Raw genomic sequence first — 18,217 nt, 5'->3', positions numbered from 1 at the left:
ATTGCACGGTCTCGTGGGCCACTCTTTTTGTCGAGTTCGAAGCCTGATTGCCGATACGTGAAACTCCTGTACTCTCGCGGTCCTTTCCAGTTCAACGAGCCAACATCATAGCCCTTGGATTTGAGCTTTCCAAGATTGGTAATGTTATTGCGGATGCGTTCGACAGCTTTCTGCAACACGGTGGAGTAGACCTTGTTGAGTTCGGTCCAATATTGCTTGAGGTTGGGTAGGTCGTCGCGAACTTTCCAAACGCGCTGTCGAAGTGTACCTTCGTTTTCTGGTATTTGGTTGAATTCGTGGAGTGCGTGGTTGTAGACTTGTCGCACGATGTCACGAGTCCAGTCGAGGCTCTCTCGCTGCTCGGTCGTCGGAAAGAGCCTGTATCGTGGACTGTACTCCATGCGACTTGCTCCTTGCAAGTGGTTCTGATTTGTTAAGCGTTTTGACTAGAACGGTTGAGAGTCGTGCGGGCGCTGTATCCCCTCCCTGCTCGCGGCTTCGCCGCTCGCTGAGGAAGGGGGCTTAGCGCCCTATTTTCCAGCTAAGACCGCTCGCTCGCGAATCGGAGAGACGAAAGACAGGGAACGGCTACGCGTGTAGCCGGGAACCATGGAGCTCCTTGCGCGTCGTGACGGGGCGGACGGTTCGGATGGGGAGACCCACCGACAGACTGTCGTACCCCCGTCTACCGAATAATTCGGTCGAACCGAAATAGTTCTGCCGGCCAACTGTGAGACTCGTGACGAAACCCGGCGGACGAGTGCGGTGAACCGGCGAATATGTGGGACAGTCACGCGGCAACGAGCGCCGCGTCAGCCCTCGAGCCGTCGCCGTGGATGCCGACCGAAACGGAGCGGGATCGAATCGCGGTCGCCGGAACCAATTAGATTTTCACGGTCGGCGCGAGACGCTCGACAAATGACGAACACGAGCGAATCGGACGAGGACACGCCCCGCGTCCCGGTCGTCTGTCCCGACTGCGAAACGACGTCCCGCGTTCCCCTCTCGACCGTCGCCGACGCCATCGACCGGCACAACGAGCAGCTCCACGACGGCGACGACGTCGCCGAGGTCGATCCCGACGTCGCCGACCGCATCGCGGACCTCGTCGCGGCCGAACTGGGATTGCTCGAGGACGGGGCCTGAGCGGCCGGTCACGCTCGGGTTAGCGACCGAGGTACTCGCGGAGGTTGTCGATCAGTGAACGCGACGACCGCTCCGATCGGAGCACCCTGGTGACGATACCGTCCTCGTCGGGCGCGTCGTCGAGTCTGACGTCCGAACGTTTCGGGTCCATCCCCCCGCGCTACGCCGATCACTGGGACGAGAGTTGGCCCTGCAATCGGAATCCGCCGATGATCCGGTACTCCCGTTCGACGTGCGATCTCGATGACAGTGTAGCGATCCAGTTTCTTCGATCAAAATTCCGCGTCCGTTCCGCTCGAGAGGTTATATTTCGCCCGTTCCGACCGTTGGTTCAGTGAGAAGGCTTATACTGTCATACCCGACTGTGTCCACCATATGGTTCGCGACAACGCGACAGCTGACCCCGACAACAGCCAGTTTACAGCCGATGCGGAAGAGCTGATTCCCTCGCCGGTCGGCACCGAAACGACCGCGACGGCGACGATCGCCGCGACGAGGACCGGAGCCGACGACGGTGGGGCCCTCCCGAACACGCTGACGATCATGGGACAGGGAACACCCTCGAGTTTCGAACTCACCGTCGACGGCGAGATCGAGCTCGCCGACGACCCGCAGGCGGCGGTAACCATCCTCTCGGGTACAGCGGTCGAGGGAACCGTCGCGAGCGACACGGTAACGTTCCGGTTCACCGGCGAGCTGACGGCCGTCACGTTCGTCGACCGCGGAATCACCGGTCTGGAACCGGCGACAACTCCCAACGTTCACGTCGATTACGGCACGCCGGAACGGTCGCAGTCCTGATTCACCGCCGCTCTCACGCGGCCGCGCTCCGTCGGTCGACGCCGATCGCCGACCGAGACGTAAACATACTCCCGGCAGGGTCTCGAAGGGAGACCATGGACGATTCGACGCCCGACGCGGACGGGAGTACGGACGCGAATACCGACACCGAGGACCCTGCCGCAGACGAGGCCGACGTCGAGGAGACCGACGCCGACTGGATGGAACCCGCCGACAAGCGGATTCTCGAGTTCATGGAGTCGGAAGACGCCTTCGAGCCAGTACAGTTCGACGACGAAGGGATCTGCCCGGCGAAGTACGCGGCCTACCGATGTCGTGAAATGACCGCGTACGGGCTCCTGAACCGCCCCATGCCCGGCATGTACATGCTTACCGATGCGGGCGAAGAGTACCTCGCGGGCGAGCTGGATCCGAGCGACCTCGAGCGCGACGAGTAGCGTCGAGGCGCACCGACCGCCCGGGATATCGACCGGACAGTCGGCGCTCGTCTTCCGGGTCGCCGTTCGGCTCGAGCGGACCGCTTCGAGCGGTGTCGTTGACTCGCTGAGCGACGCGATCGGCCCGGGCCCGACGGCATCAGTCGGCGTCGACGGCGGTCGGAACGTGCTCCGCGAGGAAGTCGGTCACGGCGTCACCGCCCTGGAACCCCTCCGCCAGCCGGGCGGTCTCGTTCCCGTCCTCGAACAGGATCAGCGTCGGCACCGACCGGATGTCGAACCGATCGACGAGTTCGATGTCGTCGCCCGGATTGACCAGTCCGATGGAGACGTCCGTCGCGCGGGCGACGTTCCCCAGCACCGGCTCCATCGCCTGGCACAGCGCACAGCCGCTGGTGTAAAACTCCACCAGCGCCACGTCGTGGCTCGCTACGAAGTCGTCGAGCTCGTCGCCCGTCTCGAGTCGGCTCGGTTTGCTGGTCGCGGCCATAGCGGCGGGTAGGGGTCCGTCGCGGAAACACCTGACGGCAGGCGAACTGTCTCGAGCAGTCGGGGACGAGCGCGTCGGCGATGGGCTGCGTGACGTGGACACGTCACATTCTTCGGCCCGATTGACGGTATCGCACCGAAGATTCACCGCCGAACCGTATTGTGTGAACCGCTCACGGGGCGGGACTTTATAGCTGGACCCTGTACCCCCGCTCGATGACTCGGCCCGCAACTACCCACGACGACGGTGCGCCGACGCCGCGGAAAGCGACCCTGTTCTGCCGGGAGTGTGACCACTCGAGCCCGGTCGACGGCGACTGGGTGGTGCAGTCCCGCGACCGATGTGTCGCCTACGTCTGCCCCGACTGTGGGATCACGCTCACGAAGCGGCCGCGGTCGAACGAGCGGTCCGACAGGCGCGCGACGGTCGGACCGGTGGCGGCCTGGCGTCGAACGATCCGCACGTCGGCGACGGTCTGGCGGGCGAGCGTCGATCTCGGTTTCACGAGTCTGACGGCCCTGCTACGCGTCCATCCGACCGCCGGCGTCCGATAGACGCACGGTCCCCGTCGCTCGGCTCGACGAACGGTGGCGCGGCCGGATTCGAGAGGCGATGCCGTCCGGAGACAGCCGCACACCCACACGACTATTCAATTTCACCGCCGTTTTCTCCGCTGATGTCATCTCCCCTCGGAATACTCCATATTATAAACACCATTCGTCCATTTTTGAGAGCATTTGCGGATATTAGCCAACAACAGTAGAGCTTTAATAGTGGCATCCGTTGACTTAGGCGAGCAGAAAATGACGAACGGAAATCTGACCGCAACGGAAGAGGCCGTACTGGACGAAATCGAGGCGGAAGACATCGACTTCCTTCGCCTGCAGTTTACCGACATTCTGGGAACTGTCAAGAACGTCTCCGTGCCGGCCCGGCAGGCCGAGAAGGCGTTCACCGAGGGGATCTACTTCGACGGCTCCTCGATCGAGGGGTTCGTGCGCATTCAGGAGTCGGACATGCGACTCAAGCCCGATCCCGACACGTTCGCGATCCTTCCGTGGCAGAACCGCGAGGATGGCGCGTCGGCCCGCATGATCTGCGACGTCATCGACACCTCGACCGGTGAGCCGTTCGAAGGCGACCCGCGGCGCGTCCTCAGAAACGCACTCGAGCGCGCCGACGACCTGGGATACACGGTCAACGCCGCGCCCGAGCCGGAGTTCTTCCTCTTCGAAGAGGACGAGGACGGCCGCGCGACGACCGAGACGGGCGACCACGGCGGCTACTTCGACCTCGCGCCGAAAGACCTCGCTTCCGACGTTCGCCGCGACATCATCTACGGCCTCGAGGACATGGGCTTCGAGATCGAGGCGAGCCACCACGAGGTCGCTGAGGGGCAACACGAGATCAACTTCGAGTACGACGACGCGCTGACGACGGCCGACAACGTCGCGACCTTCCGCACCGTCGTGCGCGCGATCGCCGCCCAGCACGACCAGCACGCGACGTTCATGCCCAAGCCGATCCCGCGGATCAACGGCTCGGGGATGCACACCCACCTCTCGCTGTTCACCGAGGACGGCGAGAACGCGTTCCACGACGAGGACGACGAGTTCGACCTCTCGGAGACCGCTCACTCCTTTATCGCCGGTGTCCTCGAGCACGCGCCGGCGATCACGGCGATCGCGAACCCGACGGTCAACAGCTACAAGCGGCTGGTGCCGGGCTACGAAGCGCCGGTCTACGTCGCCTGGTCCGACCGCAACCGCTCGGCGCTGATCCGCAAGCCCGCGGCCCGCGTCCCCGCGGCGTCGCGCGTCGAACTGCGCTCGCCGGACCCGTCCTGTAACCCTTACCTCGCGCTCGCCACCATGATCCACGCCGGTCTCGACGGGATCGAACGCGATCTCGACTGTCCGGACCCGGTTCGGGAGAACATCTACGAGTTCGACGAGGCAAAACGCGAGGAGTACGGCATCGACACGCTGCCGACGAACCTCGGCGAGGCCGTCGACGCGCTCGAGGACGACGAGGTCATCTACGACGCGCTCGGCGAGCACGTCGGGCCGAAATTCGTCGAGGCCAAGCGACAGGAGTTCGAGGACTACCTCGTCGACGTCTCCGACTGGGAACTCGACCGCTACCTCGAGACGTTCTAACCGACTGCGACGACGCGTCGGTCGCCGTCCGCGGCGCACGGCTCGCTGCTCCGATTTCGTTTTCGACGAGACCACGACGGCAATAGCGACGGTTCCGACGGCTCCGAGGCCGACCGCAGACGATCAGTTCGCGACGACGTACTCCGATCCCGATCGCTCGACGTGGCCGGCACTCGAGAGCGAGTGTAACACGCTCAGACTGTTGATCTTCTTCATCGCCAGCACTTCGCCGAGCTCTTCGATCGTCGCGCCGCCGGTCACCTCGAGGTAGATGTACACGAGCTTCGCGCGGGCCGACTCGAGGTCGTCGGGAACCGGATCGACCTGGGTCGCGGAGCGGTGTTTCTGTGAACGCATTGGCAGCAGTAGCCACCTCGTTCGTGTATATAAATCCACACCTCGTTGGGGTACTGATGGATATTAGGACTCAATATAGGCCGAGTTAACACGCCCCAAGCCGCCGATCAGGACGACCCGGTGCGAAAGACCACGTTTTACGGTCGTTCCCACCCCATCGATGGGTATGACCGCGGACGAGCGGCCGACGCCACCGTCGGAACTGGACCGGACGGGCCGCGAGGCGCTCGACGAACTCGCCGGACGGGACGCCCCGACGCTCCGTGCGGTGAGCGACTATCTCGAGGAACTGGCGGCGTGGAACGAACGGCGGACCGACCGCGAGACGGGATCGGCGACGGCCGAACCGGACGCGTATCCCGACGATGTCCCGGAGCGAGCGAGCGTCTCGGTGACGGAGATCGGGGGGACCGAGTACTACTACTACCAGTGGCGTGACGGCGACGAGATCAGATCCCACACCGAACGGCGGTAACGACTCGTCGATCCGGCGACTCTCGTCGGGATGGCCGACGCTCGGACCAGCGATCGGCGGACCCGCGCGTTCTCCTCGGACGACGAACGACGGCCGTTCAGGCGAGGTCCCACTCCTCGTCGTCGATCCGGACCCTCGCCCGTTCGTCGCGATCGCCCACCAGTCGGACGACGAACCCGGCGCCGTCGCGTTCGAGCTGCGGGTCGAGCGCCGTCACGTCGGCCGTCACCTCCGTCGCGGCGGTCGGCTCCCCGTCCCGCGCCGCCGGCGGCTCGAGATCGAAGTCGTCGGAGGCGAGTCGTGTCGATTCCTCGACGATCCCCGTCTCGTCGTAGACGTCGGCGTCGATCCCGTTCCGCTCCGCTTCTCGGACCTCGAGGCGAGACGTTTCCATCGACATACCGTGAATTCGCTCGGCCGAGAAATGGCGGTTCGACTTCCATTCGCTTGGATGGCCGTTCACGCATCTCGAGTGCCAGACGTTCGACGGACCGGGTCGAGTACCGCCGTGAGCGTGTCCGCGACCTGCGTCGGCCGTGCCATCGTCGTCGTCGCACACCGAATCGGAAGAGGCCAGGGGAGTCCGCGGCGGATCTCGAGTCGATCGTCCGTGAGGTCGACGGATCGCAACTGACCCCGGGGAACGAACTGGTAATTGACCGTCTTCGATCGGCGAACGCACAGCCCGCTTTCGAAGAGCGTGTACGTTTGACATCGGCCTGTAGTGATGGCCTGGCCGATCATCGCGCCGCCGATCCCAGCGAACGGATTTATCGCTATATCGAACGACAGACTGAGAACGAAACTGCCGACGATAGAGACGCAACCGAGACTGACACCGAGGCCACGAAGGAGTCGACGATACCGGGTATCCGGACGTGCAGTCCACTCGGCGAGAACCCGCTCTCGCTCGCGGAGGGATGCGACGTGGCGGTTCACCGTGACGAGATAAAAGAGCACCCCCGCGCTCGCGATGACGAGCAGTTCGCCGAGCCAGGCAGTTACGGCGGTCTCGTAGCCGCGACGCCCGAAAAGCGTGAGAAACGGACTCGCGAAAAACGGGACGAGGGGCACTCCGAACAGGAAATGAGACACTCGCGTCCGGATGAGGACCGTCGCAGGCGCGTCCCAGGTATAGCTGCGGACGGCCGTGACGATCCCGACACACGCGCCGATCGCCACGGACCACTGCGTGACGTATCCCGACCCGATTGCGAACCCCGTCATGCCCGTGGCCACGAGACCGACGTACCCCCCTGCGACGATGGCGAAGAACGTTGCAGATGGTTGACGGAACGACATACGCCTCGTTCGAACGCCAATTTGATAAACACGTTGATATTATGAGGGGGGCAACCGAACTACGTTCCGACGCGGTCTCCGATTGCCGGCCCGATAGTCGAAGCGTCGCCACCGATTCGGTTTCGAGACGAACTCCCCGGTTCCAGTTCGGAAAACGGTCCAGTGGCGGGCACGTCGTTCGATCGTCACACCGATTCGTACGGCCCGAGCCGCGTCCCGTCCAGCAGGTAGGCTTCGCCCTCCGCCAGCCCGGCCGGGACGAACGGTGAGAGAAACGACTGGCCGGCGACGTTGATCCAGGTTCCGCCCACGAGATCGTTGAACGCCGGGAACACGACCATCTCGGGCGGCGATTCGTCGACCCGCTCGAGCCACGACACCCCCTCGTACTCGGGGCGGTCGCGAAACGGGGCAGGGTCCAGCCGGCCGCGGAGCCACGCGCGCTCGACGCGGCTCCCGCCCACCTCGTCCTCGAGTCGCACACAGGGGTGTTCGTGACCCAGACAGAGGACGTCGCTCTCGAGGACCGCCGGCGCTGGCCACGTGTGACCGTGACAGACACCGACGTCGTCGAGCACGACGCCGTCACCGGGAACGACGGTGACGTCGGCTCGGATATCGTCGCCGTCCGCCAGCCAGGTTTCGATTCGGCCGTCGTGGTTGCCCTTGACGACGGTGACCGAGAGCTCGGCAGGGAACGACTCGAACAGCACCTCCAACTCGCCGCGTTCGGCGCCGCCCGGATCGCCGATCGAGTGCATGAGGTCGCCGAGGACGAGCAGGCGATCGGGACGGGTCCGCTCGAGCAGCGCCAGTAGCCGCTCCCGACGGTCGGGCGCGCGGCTGGGCACGTCGACGCCGCGCTCGTATCGGAGTCCGGCCTCGTAGCCGGCGTGGTAGTCGGCGACGAGTACGGCGCGCTCGCCGCCGACCGTGGCCGTCGCGGCCGGTTCGCCGGGAACGGGTTCGACGCGGGCCGGTGTCGACGCGGACGCGGAACGGCGGGGATCGTCCGGCATGGTCGCCCGATCAGATCGCTTTCAGCGTCTCGTCGTCGGGCTCGTAACACTGGCCGCCCATCAGGGCGTCCTGAATGGCGTCTTCGACCTCGTCCGCGGACGCGCCGGTGTCGTCGGCGACCGTCTCGATCAGCGTCGTCCGGTCGGCACCGTCACCGTCGTCGAGCGCTTCCATGGTCTCGACGACGTAGTCCTCGAGGTCGACGTCGGCAGCCGGTTCGTCGCTCTCGGGCTCCTCGTCGGCGGTCGGCTCGTCCTCACCGGCCGCCGGCTCCGATTCGGGTTCGCCGTCCGACTCGAGGGCGTCTTCTCCCTCGTCGGCGGCCGCTAGGCCCGATTCGGGCGGGCTCCCGAGGTCGTCGTCGGAATCGGCGGGTTCCGGGTCGTCCTCGAGTTCCTCGGCCGCGGATTCCTCGGGCTCGGGAACGTCGATTCCAGCCTCGCCGGGCTCGTCGACTTCGGAACCGGTCGTGAACTCCGCGCCGAACTCCTCCTCGAGCTGTTCGCGTTCCGCCTCGTCCATCTCGTACATGCCGTCGTCCGCGTCAGCGGCGTCGAACTCCCCAAGCTTGTCGTCGGCCTCGTCGGGGTCGTCGTCGACGGCGTCAGCCGTCTCGTCGGCGTCGCCACCGGTCGCCTCGTCGTGCTCGGTCTCGGAGGAGTCCGTGTCGGACGCACCCGGTTCGTCGTCGCTGGTCGACGCGGCGGCTGCGGTCGCGGTCCCGGAAGTCGGGTCGTCGACATCGCTCGAGTCTCCGTCGGCGTCGGCCGCCGCGTCGCTCGCGTCCGGTTCGGCATCGATAGTGGTGGAGTCAGCGGTACTCGTTCCCTCGCTCGTCGCCGTTCCCGCCGCGGAGCCGGAATGCGTGTTGTCGGGATCGGCGGCCGCACCGCTCCCGCCCGCCGTCGCCGCGACCGGTTCGGGCTCCGCTTCGGGCTCGGAGGCGGTACTCGCCGCGAGCGCGTCGGTGTCGACGCCGTCGAGGTCGGCGAGCGCGGCGAACGTCGCGTCGTGCTCGGGACTCGTCGCGTCTGGCGCGATCTCGAGTCCCCGCACCTGATCGCGGTCGCCGGCGACGACTTCGACCGCCTCGACCGCGCACTCGCGCAGCGCCGCGAGGTACGACGGCGTCGTTCCGTAGTGCTCCTGGGCGAGCGGGATTCCGGCCGCCAGGCCCGATTCGACGCCGGCCTCGAGCAGCGCGTCGGTCGCCGCGTCACCGCTCGCCCCGCGGTCGGCGGCCGCGGCGTAGGTACCGATCCGGTCGAGCGTCCGTTCGGCCGCGCTGACGACCCAGCGGTCTCGCGTGTCGGCGTCGACCGTCGCGATGCTTTCGGGTCGGATCGAGGTGTAGACCTGATCCGAGTCGTCTGGCTGGAACGTCCGGGCCTTCCCCGTCACCGCGACGAACGCCGGCGGCTCGGCCTGCTCGAGGAAAGCGAGCTCGTCGGGCTGATACTGGCCGGCGTAGACGACGAACGCGCCGGTCGGGTCGACGACGCGGGCGCGGACCATCTCGTCGTTGACGGACGTGACCTCGGTCAGCGTCCCGACGGCGAAGACGCGATTGACCCGCGCGCCGGTCGGCGTGATCACGTAGTTCGGGGCCCGCTCCTCGTCGCTCTCGGCGTAGGACAGCGAGGCGTCGTCGTACTCGGCCGCGAAGAGGCGGTAGGCGAGTTCTCGCCCCGGAATCTCGTCGCCGTCGCCGTTGCCGTTCGCGCTCATGCGTCCACCTCCTTGAGGAAGGCCGTCGCACGGGCGGCCGGATCGTCGTCGCTCTCATCGAAGGTCTCGGCGTCGAGGTTCGCGCCGTACTCGTCGACGGAGAGGTGACCGCGCACGCGGTACTCGCGGCCGACGATGTGTTCGCGGATCCGATCCGCGACGACCTCCTGATCCATGGCTTCGCGGGCCTGCTCGAGAGCGTCGTCCAGGGTACCGCCGTAGACCCGTTCGGTGAGGTCGTCGTCGAGGACGACGGTCACGGTGCCGGTCCCGTCGTCGAGGATCGCCTTGACGCGCAGGTCGTCGATCCCGTCGACGTCGCCGTGCGTTCGGCACTGCCCCTTCTGGATGACGCGGTAACACTCCGGACAACGCTGGATCAGCCCCGAGCCGTCTCGGACCGCGAGCAGGTTGCCCACGACTTCGACGTCGTAGATGCCGCCGGTTCGGACAGCGTCGCCGACGTCCATCGTCGACGTGTCGCTGCCGACGTCGATACCCCGGTCGAGTGCGGTGACCGTCGAGAACTCCGAGACGTTGACTTCGGGGACGCCACGGAACTCCTGAACGTACGCGTTCTCGATGCGGACCGAGCCGCCGTCCTCGATTTCCGGGGCGGGATCCCAGTTCGTAAAGGGGAGGCGGCCGCTTTCGTCGCCGAAGACGCCGCTCAGGATGTCCGTCTCGCCGTCGCGACCGTCGATCGTCTTGCGCTCGCACTCGAGGACGGTGACCTCGATGGTGACCGCGCGGTCGCCGGTCTGCAGGTCGGCCAGTTGCGCCTCACCGCCGACGTCGTAGGGGATCTCGAACGATCCCTCGTCGAACGACAGCGAGGTGCTCTCGCCGAGGTTGAGTTCGGGTTCGCCGTCCCACTCACGGACGCCGGCGTTGCCCGCGGTGATCGTGTCGCCGGGCTCGAGGCCGAAGTCCTCCCAGGCGGTGTAATCGATCGTCCCGGTCTCGTCGGCCAGCCGGCCTTCGACGATGACGTGGTCGGAGCCCTGATAGCGGATCGATCGCTCACCGGCCGTCAGGACGACGCCGGTTACGGTGACGTTGCCGTCCTCGGGCGCGATCTCGGCGACGTCCTTTGCGGACGGCGCGGCGCCACCGCCGCCGGAGTCGTCGCCGTACTTCCGTCGGAGGCTCTGTTTGGCCTCGTCGACCGGGACGCTGTACTCTACGAGGTTCTGCAGGTCGGATTTGACCTCCTCTTTGTCAACACCGAGGTCGGAGGCGAGATCCTCGGCATGATCGTCGAGTTCCATCGTTTGCCTTTCGAGTTGGGGCTTAAAAAGCGTTCCCGCAGGGCGGTGAAAGTGAACGGCGACGAGCGATCGACGGATCGATCAGGGACGGGGCGCGGCTTTCTGGAGCGCCGTCTCCGCGATGTTCCCGCCGTAGTCGGCGCTCCTGGACAGCGAGTCGACGATCAGCCCCAGCGACTGCGCCTGGACCGGATCCAGATCGCGGAGCATATCGTCGAGCGTCCGCGTGTGCTCGTCGATCTCGAGGACGGTCTCGCGGGCGTCGTGGCCGAGCCGGTTTGCGTTGCCCGTCTCTTCGGCGAACAGGGCATCCATCGACTTCTCGAGGACCGTGGCGGCGTCGCCGTGGAGCTCCTCGAGCGCCGCCGCGACGGGCTCCGGGATCTCGTCGAGTTTGAGCGCGAGGTTGCTGATCTTGGTGGCGTGGTCGGCGACCCGCTCGAGCTGCCGTGCGCTCGAGTGGAAGTCGAAGCAGTCCTCCCGGGGAACGCCCAGTTCTTCGGCGGCGCGCGGAGAGCGAAGCGTCGCGCGGAAGATCCGCGAGACGACGAGCCAGAGCCGGTCGACGTCGTCGTCGCGCTCGATCACGTCGTGTGCGATGTCGTCGTCGTTCTCGACCAGCGCCCGCACCCCGTCCTCGAGCATCGACTGCGCGATCAGGCGCATGCGCGTGACGGCGTTGACGATCGACAGCTCCGAGGAATCCAGCAGGTCCTGGATGACCACGCTGTCGGTCGTCTCCTCGAGTACCTCGACGCCGACCAGCCCCTGGGTCGCGTCGCGGATCGCTCGGCGCTGGTCGGTCGTGATCCGGCCCGCCTCGAGCCTGATGATGTCGAAGCCGCTGACGTACATCGTCATCACGGCCCGGGTCAGCCGCTCGCCCTCGAGGTTCGAGATGTCGAGCGTTCCCTCCTGGCGATCGGTTTCGCTGCGTGGCGTCAGCAAGAGCGCGTCGTCTTCCGGATAGAACTCGACGGTCGTCCCGGCGCTGACGTCGTTCTCCGTCGCCCACGTCTTCGGCAACGAGACGGTGTACGTCGACCCGCCCGTCACCTGGACCTTTCGCGTCTCCATGGGTCGCGGTTTCGACTGCTCGAATATAAATATACGTGGATCTATAGAGCGATGTCGGTAGGTCGGTATAATCGACCGTAGCGACTTGCTACCAGCCGATATAAGAAGGAAGGCGTGCATAGCGATACCGTCGAAAGATGTGCAAAACATAGTTATATATAGTTATAGGCACCACTCCGTTTTCGTCCGAGAATCCGGAGGTATTCCAGTGACACCGGGCGGAGTAGCGTGACGGTTCGCAGTCGGAACGCGACCGCCGATCCGCGACGGACTCCATCTCGCCGGCTCGTCTCGAGCGGCCGACGGAGCGATCGGGTGTCGGACGATCGAAAGGTACCGACTTCGCTCGATGCCCAGACGGCAGTCTCGAGGAAACGATGACAGCCAGATCCGGCTGGACCGGGTTCGTCCGGTACTCCGGCCGACGGCATCGTTTTCGGTCGTCGCCGCCGCTGCCACGACGCGCCTATATAGAGATATGTGGTCACTGATCGATATATATGATTCATAGCATCCCTTTTTTATACCCTCTCGAATCAACCACGTGATGGCAGACAACCAGTTCGGACGCGACGCAGTATCGCGACGGAAGTTCATCGCCGGAACGGGTGCCGCCGGTGTGGCAGCTCTCGCAGGCTGCAGCGAGACGAGCAGCGGGAACGGTGACGACGACGAACTCTCCGGAGAGGTCATCGTCAAGGGGTCGAGTACCGTCTTCCCCATCTCGGACGAGATGGCCCAGCGGTTCATGGAGGACCATCCGAGCGTCAACGTCACGACCGACCCGACCGGGAGCGGTGGCGGCTTCGAGAACCACTTCTGCCCCGGGAACGCTGACATCAACGGCGCATCGCGGCCGATCAAACAGGAAGAGAAAGACCACTGCGCCGAGAACGACGTCTCGCCGATCGAGATGCACATCGCGGGCGACGCGCTCACGGTAGCCGTCAGCCCCGAGAACGACTGGGTCGATAGCATGACCTTCGACGAACTGGCACAGATCTGGGGCGACGACAGCGCCACCACGTGGTCCGACGTCAATTCCGACTGGCCCGACGAAGACCTCAAGCTCTACGGCCCCGACACGACCTCGGGTACCTACGACTGGTTCAGCGAGAACGTCAACGGCGGCAGCCACCGGACCGAGTACGAGGGCACCGAGGACGACAACACCATCATTCAGGGCCTCGAGAACAGCCCGTACGCGATGGGGTACTTCGGCTACGCGTACTACGCCGAAAACGAAGACCGCGTCAAGGCCCTCAAGATTGCAGAGAGCGAAAGCAACGAACCGTCCGCTCCGAGTCTGCAGGCGGCCAGCAAGGGAACGTATCCGCTGGCCCGACCGCTGTTCATCTACCCCGCCGAGGGCTCCCTCCAGAGCGAGGAGGTCTACGAGTTCGTCAAGTTCTACCTCGAGAAATCCAGCGCCGATTGGATCGCGGACGAGGTCGGCTACGTCCCCGCGAGCCAGGATATGGTCGACGAGAACATGAGCAAACTCGAGAGCGCAGCGGGCGAGTAACGGGGGCGACAGATTCGATTTTCTGGAGGAAACCGAATAGAAAATGAGTGACACATCAATAGAAGCCGATCTCACGCGATCGGCGAACGGACGAATCGTAAAGGAACGGGTGTACCACGGATTGCTGTTCTGCTGTGCGGCACTGACAGTCTTCGTGACGATCAGCATCGTCGCCACGCTGGCGGTCGACGCCTTGGAGTTCTTTGGCCGCGTCGACCCGTACGCGTTCTTTACCGGAACGGAGTGGGTTCTGCGGAGCGATAACCCGATTCTCGGTATCCTACCGCTGTTGACCGCCACGCTCATCGTGACGGTCGTCTCGGCGCTCGTCGCGATCCCGATCGGCACGGCGGCCGCGGTCTATCTGAGCGAGTATGCGAGCGATCGGATGCGGTCGGTGCTGAAACCGGCGCTCGAGATCCTCGCAGGGATTCCGACCGTCGTGTACGGGTTCTTCGCGCTCGTGTACCTGACGCCCTGGCTTCAGGGGTTGGGACTCGAGGTGAGCCTGTTTAACCTGCTTTCCGCGTCGATCATGGTCGGGATCATGATCATCCCGATGGTCTCCTCGATCAGCGAGGACGCGATGAGCGCCGTGCCGGATTCGCTGCGACAGGCGGGGTACGGCCTCGGTGCCACGAAGTTCGAGGTCTCGACGAAGATCGTCATCCCCGCGTCGGTCTCGGGGATCTTCTCCTCGTACATTCTGGCGCTCTCGCGGGCGATCGGCGAGACGATGATCGTCGTGGTGGCCGGCGGCAGCCGGGCCCGAATGTTCGACCCGTCCCAGCCGTTCGCGAATCTCCTCAACTCCGGGCAGACGATGACCGCCGCAATGGTGCAGGCGGTGACGACGGACCTGTCCGGCGGAACCGCCGGGTACTACTCGATGTTCGCGATCGGACTGACGCTGTTCGCCATCACCTTCAGTATGAACCTGCTCAGCAACCGTATCGCCGCACGCTACCGGGAGGAGTACCAATGAACCGAGCGACCACCGCGAACGTCACGTTCGCAACGGAGGTGGGTCGCTGATGGCGACGACCGACGAGTCGACGGGTGCCTGGTTCGGCGCGGACGGACAGGTGAGCCAGCTCCGCGGTCTGCTGTTCAAAGCCGGCTGCCTCGGCGCGACGCTGCTCACGCTGTTCCTCGTATTCGTCTTTCTCGTCTACGTGGCGGTCGACGCGATCGAACCAGGAACGGCCGATCCGGCCTGGTGGGCGACGGTCGTCGCGACCGTCGTGGTTCCGGCGGTCGCCCTCTCGATCTACTACTACCGCTTCGATCCACGGGCGGGTGAAGTCGCGTACACGGCGCTCGGACTGCCCGTCGCCGCGACGCTGCTCGCCGGCGGCGTTGGCATCGTTTTCAGACACATAATCACCCCACACGAGTGGCTCGCGCTCGTCGTCGCCGCGATCGTGGCGTACGGCGCGCTCGAGCTCCACGATCGCGCTCGGGAGGGCGGAGCGTTCGAGCGAACCGCGGTTGCCGCGGTCGTGCTCGTGCTCACCATCGTCGGAATCCCGGGACTCGTTCCGAGCCTTCGAGGGATGATACTGTCGCTGCCGGTCCTTCCAATTGCGGCGCTGTCGCTTCTGGGAACGTTCGTGGCGCCGATCGGGTTGGCGGTCGGCTGGTACGTTCGTCGCGCCCGCGAGAGCGAGCGTGCGGGGCTGATCGCCGGTGGGGCGACGGTCGCCGCGGCCACCCTCGGTGTCGTCGCCGGACCGGTCGCGGGCGTCTCCTGGACGACGTGGCTCATTCTGACGACGGTCGTTGGCGTTCCCGTCGGGCTGTACGTCGAGCGGGTTCTCAGTGGCGGTGAGGGCGTCTCCGGACTCGCGTTACCGGTCGCATTCGCGGCTGGCGCAGTCGTCTGTGCCGTCGTCGTCGAAACGGCCGGGTTCACCGGACCGAACGTCTGGCTCGACTGGGAGTTCCTGACCAGCGCTCACAATCGGACGCCGCGGGAAGCCGGCATCTATCCTGCGCTCGTCGGGTCGGTGATGATGATCATCGTCGTCGCACTCGCAGCGTTTCCGGTGGGCGTCGGTGCCGCGATCTACCTCGAGGAGTACGCGCCGAAAGACGGACTGATCGGGTCGGTCGTCGAACTCATCGAGATCAACATCGCGAATCTCGCCGGCGTCCCGTCGGTGGTCTACGGACTGCTCGGCCTGGCGCTGTTCGTCAAGGCGGGCGGGCTGCGTCCCGGAATCGTGATCGTCGGCGGGCTGACGGTCTCACTGCTCATTCTGCCGATCGTCATCGTCTCCGCACAGGAGGCGATCCGGGCGGTTCCCGACTCGCAGCGGCAGGCAGCTTACGGCATCGGAGCGACGCGATGGCAGACGGTTCGGACCGTCGTTCTGCCACGAGCGATGCCCGGCATTCTTACGGGGACGATCCTCGCACTCGGTCGCGCGATCGGTGAAACGGCACCGCTGTTGATGGTCGGCGTCGCGGCGGCCGTCCGGATCTCGCCGAGGTCGTTCTTCGGGCTGTTCAGTGCGATGCCGCGACAGCTCTACTCGTGGGCACAGTTGGCCAAGCCGGACTTCTACCACGGCGTCCTCGCAGCCGGCGTCCTCGCCCTGCTCGTCGTCCTGCTGATGATGAACGGCACCGCGATCCTGCTTCGCAATAAGTACCAGAGACGTGACTAAAATGACCCGAAACGACACACGGAAAAGCGACGACGGCGACGAACAGCGAACGGACGGCAGCGGAACGACCGTCTCCGAACCCACCGCACGATCCGACGCGACGAGCGACTCGCTGCTCGGCGACTCGTTCGACGTCAACAGCGGGTCCCTGCCCGCGGACGCCGACGCGGTGATCGAGACGCGGGGGCTCGACGTCTTCTACGACGACGTCCAGGCCCTACAGAACGTCGACATCCAGATTCCGGAGAACGGCGTCACGGCGCTCATCGGTCCGTCGGGTTGCGGGAAATCGACGTTTCTCCGGTGTATCAATCGGATGAACGACCTCATCGACGCCGCGCGCGTCGAGGGGGAGCTCCGGTTCGAGGGGAAGAACGTCTACGACGGCGACGTCGACCCCGTCGCCTTGCGCCGGAAGATCGGCATGGTCTTCCAGTCGCCGAACCCCTTCCCCAAGAGCATCCGCGACAACGTCGCGTTCGGACTCCAGGTGCAGGACAAAGCGGTCGATGTCGACGAGACAGTCCACCGGGCGCTCGAGCGGGCGGCGCTGCTCGAGGAGGTCGAGGACCAACTGGACTCGAGCGGGCTGGATCTCTCGGGTGGCCAGCAACAGCGGCTCTGTATCGCGCGAGCGATCGCACCGGACCCGGACGTGCTCCTGATGGACGAGCCGGCCTCGGCGCTCGATCCGATCGCGACCTCGAAGATCGAGGACCTGATCGAGGATCTGGCCGAGGAGTACACGGTGATCATCGTCACGCACAACATGCAACAGGCCGCGCGAATTTCGGACAAGACGGCGGTCTTCCTGACCGGCGGCGAGCTCGTCGAGTTCGGCGACACCGACAAGATCTTCGAGAACCCCGAGCACGACCGCGTCGAGGACTACATCACCGGCAAGTTCGGGTGATGGCTCGCGAGGACTACCGACAGCGCCTCGAGCGACTTCGCGACGCGGTCGTCGCGATGGGCGACCTGGTCGTCGAGCGGCTCGGCGATGCCGTGACGGCGCTGTTTACCGACGATCGAGCGCTCGCACGCGAGGTAGTCGCGGGCGACGACAGCGTCAACGATCGGTATCTCGCCGTCGAGCGCGAGTGTCTCCAGTTGCTGGCGTTGCACCAGCCCCTCGCGGGCGACCTCCGGTTCGTCGTCGCCGCGTTCAAGATCGTCACCGACCTCGAGCGAGTGGGCGACCTCGCGACGGATCTGGCCGCGTACACGCTGGAATCGACCGAATCTTCCTCGCCGCTTCCCGACGTCGATTTCGAGCGAATTGCCGCGCTCGCGCGCACACAAGTCGAGCGTGCGCTCGAGGCGTTCGTCACCGACGATGCCGAGGCCTGTTTCGTCGTCGCCGAGCGCGACGACGAACTGGACGCCCGCTGTGCCAGGGTCGCCGAGCGAGTCGTGCGGACGCTCATCGAGTTACACGTCGAGGCTCGGAACGGGCAGCGAGCCCGACACGACACCGGGGAGCCGCCGGTCGCGGACGTGATCGCCGACGTCTCACGAACGCTCGTGATCGTTCGCGACGTAGAGCGCGTCGGCGACCACGCGGTGAACGTGGCCGCTCGGACCCTGTACGCCCTCGAGAACTCCGAGGAACTGCTCCGGTGATGGTCCTGCGCCGCGGACCGGTGGTGTCACTCGAGGGGGCGGCGGGCCGAGTGGACACGAGTCGAGCAGCGGGTGGGAGCCGAACGATAGTTTAGATTTTCAGCAACCGGCGATCCGCTGTAATCCACGGTATA

The 18,217-nt window shown here is 65.4% G+C and carries 21 protein-coding genes; 11 read left to right on the top strand and 10 right to left on the bottom strand.

Annotation, left to right across the window (positions count from 1 at the left end; all coding sequences use genetic code 11):
- Positions 1-401, bottom strand: a 401-nt coding sequence (locus BMX07_RS22345) for a helix-turn-helix domain-containing protein (protein WP_175480102.1), incomplete at its 3' end; no start/stop codon positions are given.
- Between the two features lie 517 nt (positions 402-918).
- On the opposite strand from BMX07_RS22345, the gene BMX07_RS22340 reads away from it, so the two are divergent.
- Positions 919-1,146, top strand: coding sequence for a DUF8149 family protein (locus BMX07_RS22340; RefSeq protein WP_090622844.1), 228 nt, complete (start codon positions 919-921; stop codon positions 1,144-1,146).
- 19 nt (positions 1,147-1,165) lie between these two features.
- Here the strand turns inward: BMX07_RS22340 and BMX07_RS25530 are convergent, their stop codons facing one another.
- Positions 1,166-1,297: a hypothetical protein gene (locus BMX07_RS25530; RefSeq protein WP_281246992.1), complete on the bottom strand. Its 132-nt coding sequence runs from the start codon at positions 1,295-1,297 to the stop codon at positions 1,166-1,168.
- A 224-nt stretch (positions 1,298-1,521) separates the two neighbouring features.
- On the opposite strand from BMX07_RS25530, the gene BMX07_RS22335 reads away from it, so the two are divergent.
- A complete protein-coding gene (locus BMX07_RS22335; RefSeq protein ID WP_090622839.1) occupies positions 1,522-1,947 on the top strand; it encodes a hypothetical protein in 426 nt (141 codons plus the stop codon).
- A 95-nt stretch (positions 1,948-2,042) separates the two neighbouring features.
- Positions 2,043-2,384 (top strand): hypothetical protein, encoded by a 342-nt coding sequence (locus BMX07_RS22330; RefSeq protein ID WP_090622832.1) that lies wholly within the window; start codon positions 2,043-2,045, stop codon positions 2,382-2,384.
- A gap of 139 nt (positions 2,385-2,523) precedes the next feature.
- Here BMX07_RS22330 and BMX07_RS22325 read toward each other — a convergent pair whose 3' ends face one another.
- Positions 2,524-2,874: a thioredoxin family protein gene (locus tag BMX07_RS22325; RefSeq protein ID WP_090622827.1), complete on the bottom strand. Its 351-nt coding sequence runs from the start codon at positions 2,872-2,874 to the stop codon at positions 2,524-2,526.
- Positions 2,875-3,089: 215 nt separating this feature from the next.
- Here BMX07_RS22325 and BMX07_RS22320 point away from each other — a divergent pair, with 215 nt between their 5' ends.
- Both BMX07_RS22320 and glnA read left to right on the top strand, forming a co-directional pair.
- Positions 3,090-3,428, top strand: a complete 339-nt coding sequence (locus BMX07_RS22320; RefSeq protein ID WP_090622823.1) for a DUF8106 domain-containing protein — start codon at positions 3,090-3,092, stop codon at positions 3,426-3,428.
- Positions 3,429-3,677: 249 nt separating this feature from the next.
- On the top strand, positions 3,678-5,033 hold the full coding sequence (glnA, locus tag BMX07_RS22315; RefSeq protein WP_090622819.1) for a type I glutamate--ammonia ligase: 1,356 nt from the start codon (positions 3,678-3,680) through the stop codon (positions 5,031-5,033).
- Positions 5,034-5,156: 123 nt separating this feature from the next.
- On the opposite strand, the gene BMX07_RS22310 is transcribed toward glnA, so the two are convergent.
- On the bottom strand, positions 5,157-5,390 hold the full coding sequence (locus BMX07_RS22310) for a MarR family transcriptional regulator (protein WP_090622815.1): 234 nt from the start codon (positions 5,388-5,390) through the stop codon (positions 5,157-5,159).
- A gap of 166 nt (positions 5,391-5,556) precedes the next feature.
- On the opposite strand from BMX07_RS22310, the gene BMX07_RS22305 reads away from it, so the two are divergent.
- Positions 5,557-5,865 (top strand): hypothetical protein, encoded by a 309-nt coding sequence (locus BMX07_RS22305; RefSeq protein WP_090622811.1) that lies wholly within the window; start codon positions 5,557-5,559, stop codon positions 5,863-5,865.
- Between the two features lie 97 nt (positions 5,866-5,962).
- On the opposite strand, the gene BMX07_RS22300 is transcribed toward BMX07_RS22305, so the two are convergent.
- From BMX07_RS22300 to BMX07_RS22275, 6 genes are all read right to left on the bottom strand, one after another.
- Positions 5,963-6,265, bottom strand: a complete 303-nt coding sequence (locus BMX07_RS22300; protein WP_090622807.1) for a hypothetical protein — start codon at positions 6,263-6,265, stop codon at positions 5,963-5,965.
- A gap of 59 nt (positions 6,266-6,324) precedes the next feature.
- Positions 6,325-7,167: a hypothetical protein gene (locus BMX07_RS22295; protein ID WP_090622805.1), complete on the bottom strand. Its 843-nt coding sequence runs from the start codon at positions 7,165-7,167 to the stop codon at positions 6,325-6,327.
- 185 nt (positions 7,168-7,352) lie between these two features.
- Positions 7,353-8,186: a metallophosphoesterase gene (locus tag BMX07_RS22290; RefSeq protein WP_090622801.1), complete on the bottom strand. Its 834-nt coding sequence runs from the start codon at positions 8,184-8,186 to the stop codon at positions 7,353-7,355.
- A 10-nt stretch (positions 8,187-8,196) separates the two neighbouring features.
- A complete protein-coding gene (locus tag BMX07_RS22285; RefSeq protein WP_090622797.1) occupies positions 8,197-9,915 on the bottom strand; it encodes a hypothetical protein in 1,719 nt (572 codons plus the stop codon).
- Complete coding sequence (locus BMX07_RS22280) at positions 9,912-11,186, bottom strand: Single-stranded DNA binding protein (protein WP_090622793.1); 1,275 nt, start codon at positions 11,184-11,186, stop codon at positions 9,912-9,914. The genes BMX07_RS22285 and BMX07_RS22280 overlap by 4 nt, the downstream gene beginning before the upstream one ends.
- Positions 11,187-11,267: 81 nt before the next feature.
- Positions 11,268-12,263: a phosphate uptake regulator PhoU gene (locus BMX07_RS22275; protein ID WP_090622789.1), complete on the bottom strand. Its 996-nt coding sequence runs from the start codon at positions 12,261-12,263 to the stop codon at positions 11,268-11,270.
- Positions 12,264-12,810: 547 nt separating this feature from the next.
- Here BMX07_RS22275 and BMX07_RS22265 point away from each other — a divergent pair.
- From BMX07_RS22265 to phoU, 5 genes are read left to right on the top strand one after another with little or no spacing between them, the layout of a single operon-like run.
- Positions 12,811-13,788 carry a PstS family phosphate ABC transporter substrate-binding protein gene (locus tag BMX07_RS22265; RefSeq protein ID WP_090622782.1) on the top strand — a complete coding sequence of 326 codons (978 nt, stop codon included), beginning with the start codon at positions 12,811-12,813 and terminating at the stop codon, positions 13,786-13,788.
- Between the two features lie 43 nt (positions 13,789-13,831).
- Entirely contained in the window at positions 13,832-14,773 is a 942-nt protein-coding gene (gene pstC, locus BMX07_RS22260) for a phosphate ABC transporter permease subunit PstC (protein WP_090622779.1), read from the top strand.
- 49 nt (positions 14,774-14,822) lie between these two features.
- Complete coding sequence (gene pstA, locus BMX07_RS22255; RefSeq protein ID WP_090622775.1) at positions 14,823-16,460, top strand: phosphate ABC transporter permease PstA; 1,638 nt, start codon at positions 14,823-14,825, stop codon at positions 16,458-16,460.
- A 1-nt stretch (position 16,461) separates the two neighbouring features.
- On the top strand, positions 16,462-17,373 hold the full coding sequence (pstB, locus tag BMX07_RS22250) for a phosphate ABC transporter ATP-binding protein PstB (RefSeq protein WP_090622773.1): 912 nt from the start codon (positions 16,462-16,464) through the stop codon (positions 17,371-17,373).
- Positions 17,373-18,083, top strand: coding sequence for a phosphate signaling complex protein PhoU (gene phoU, locus BMX07_RS22245; protein WP_090622769.1), 711 nt, complete (start codon positions 17,373-17,375; stop codon positions 18,081-18,083). Before pstB ends, phoU begins: the two co-directional genes overlap by 1 nt.
- Positions 18,084-18,217: the final 134 nt, after the last annotated feature.

The organism is Natrinema salaciae (genome assembly GCF_900110865.1).
GTDB lineage: Archaea > Halobacteriota > Halobacteria > Halobacteriales > Natrialbaceae > Natrinema > Natrinema salaciae.
This window is presented reverse-complemented; position numbering and strand designations above follow the sequence as displayed.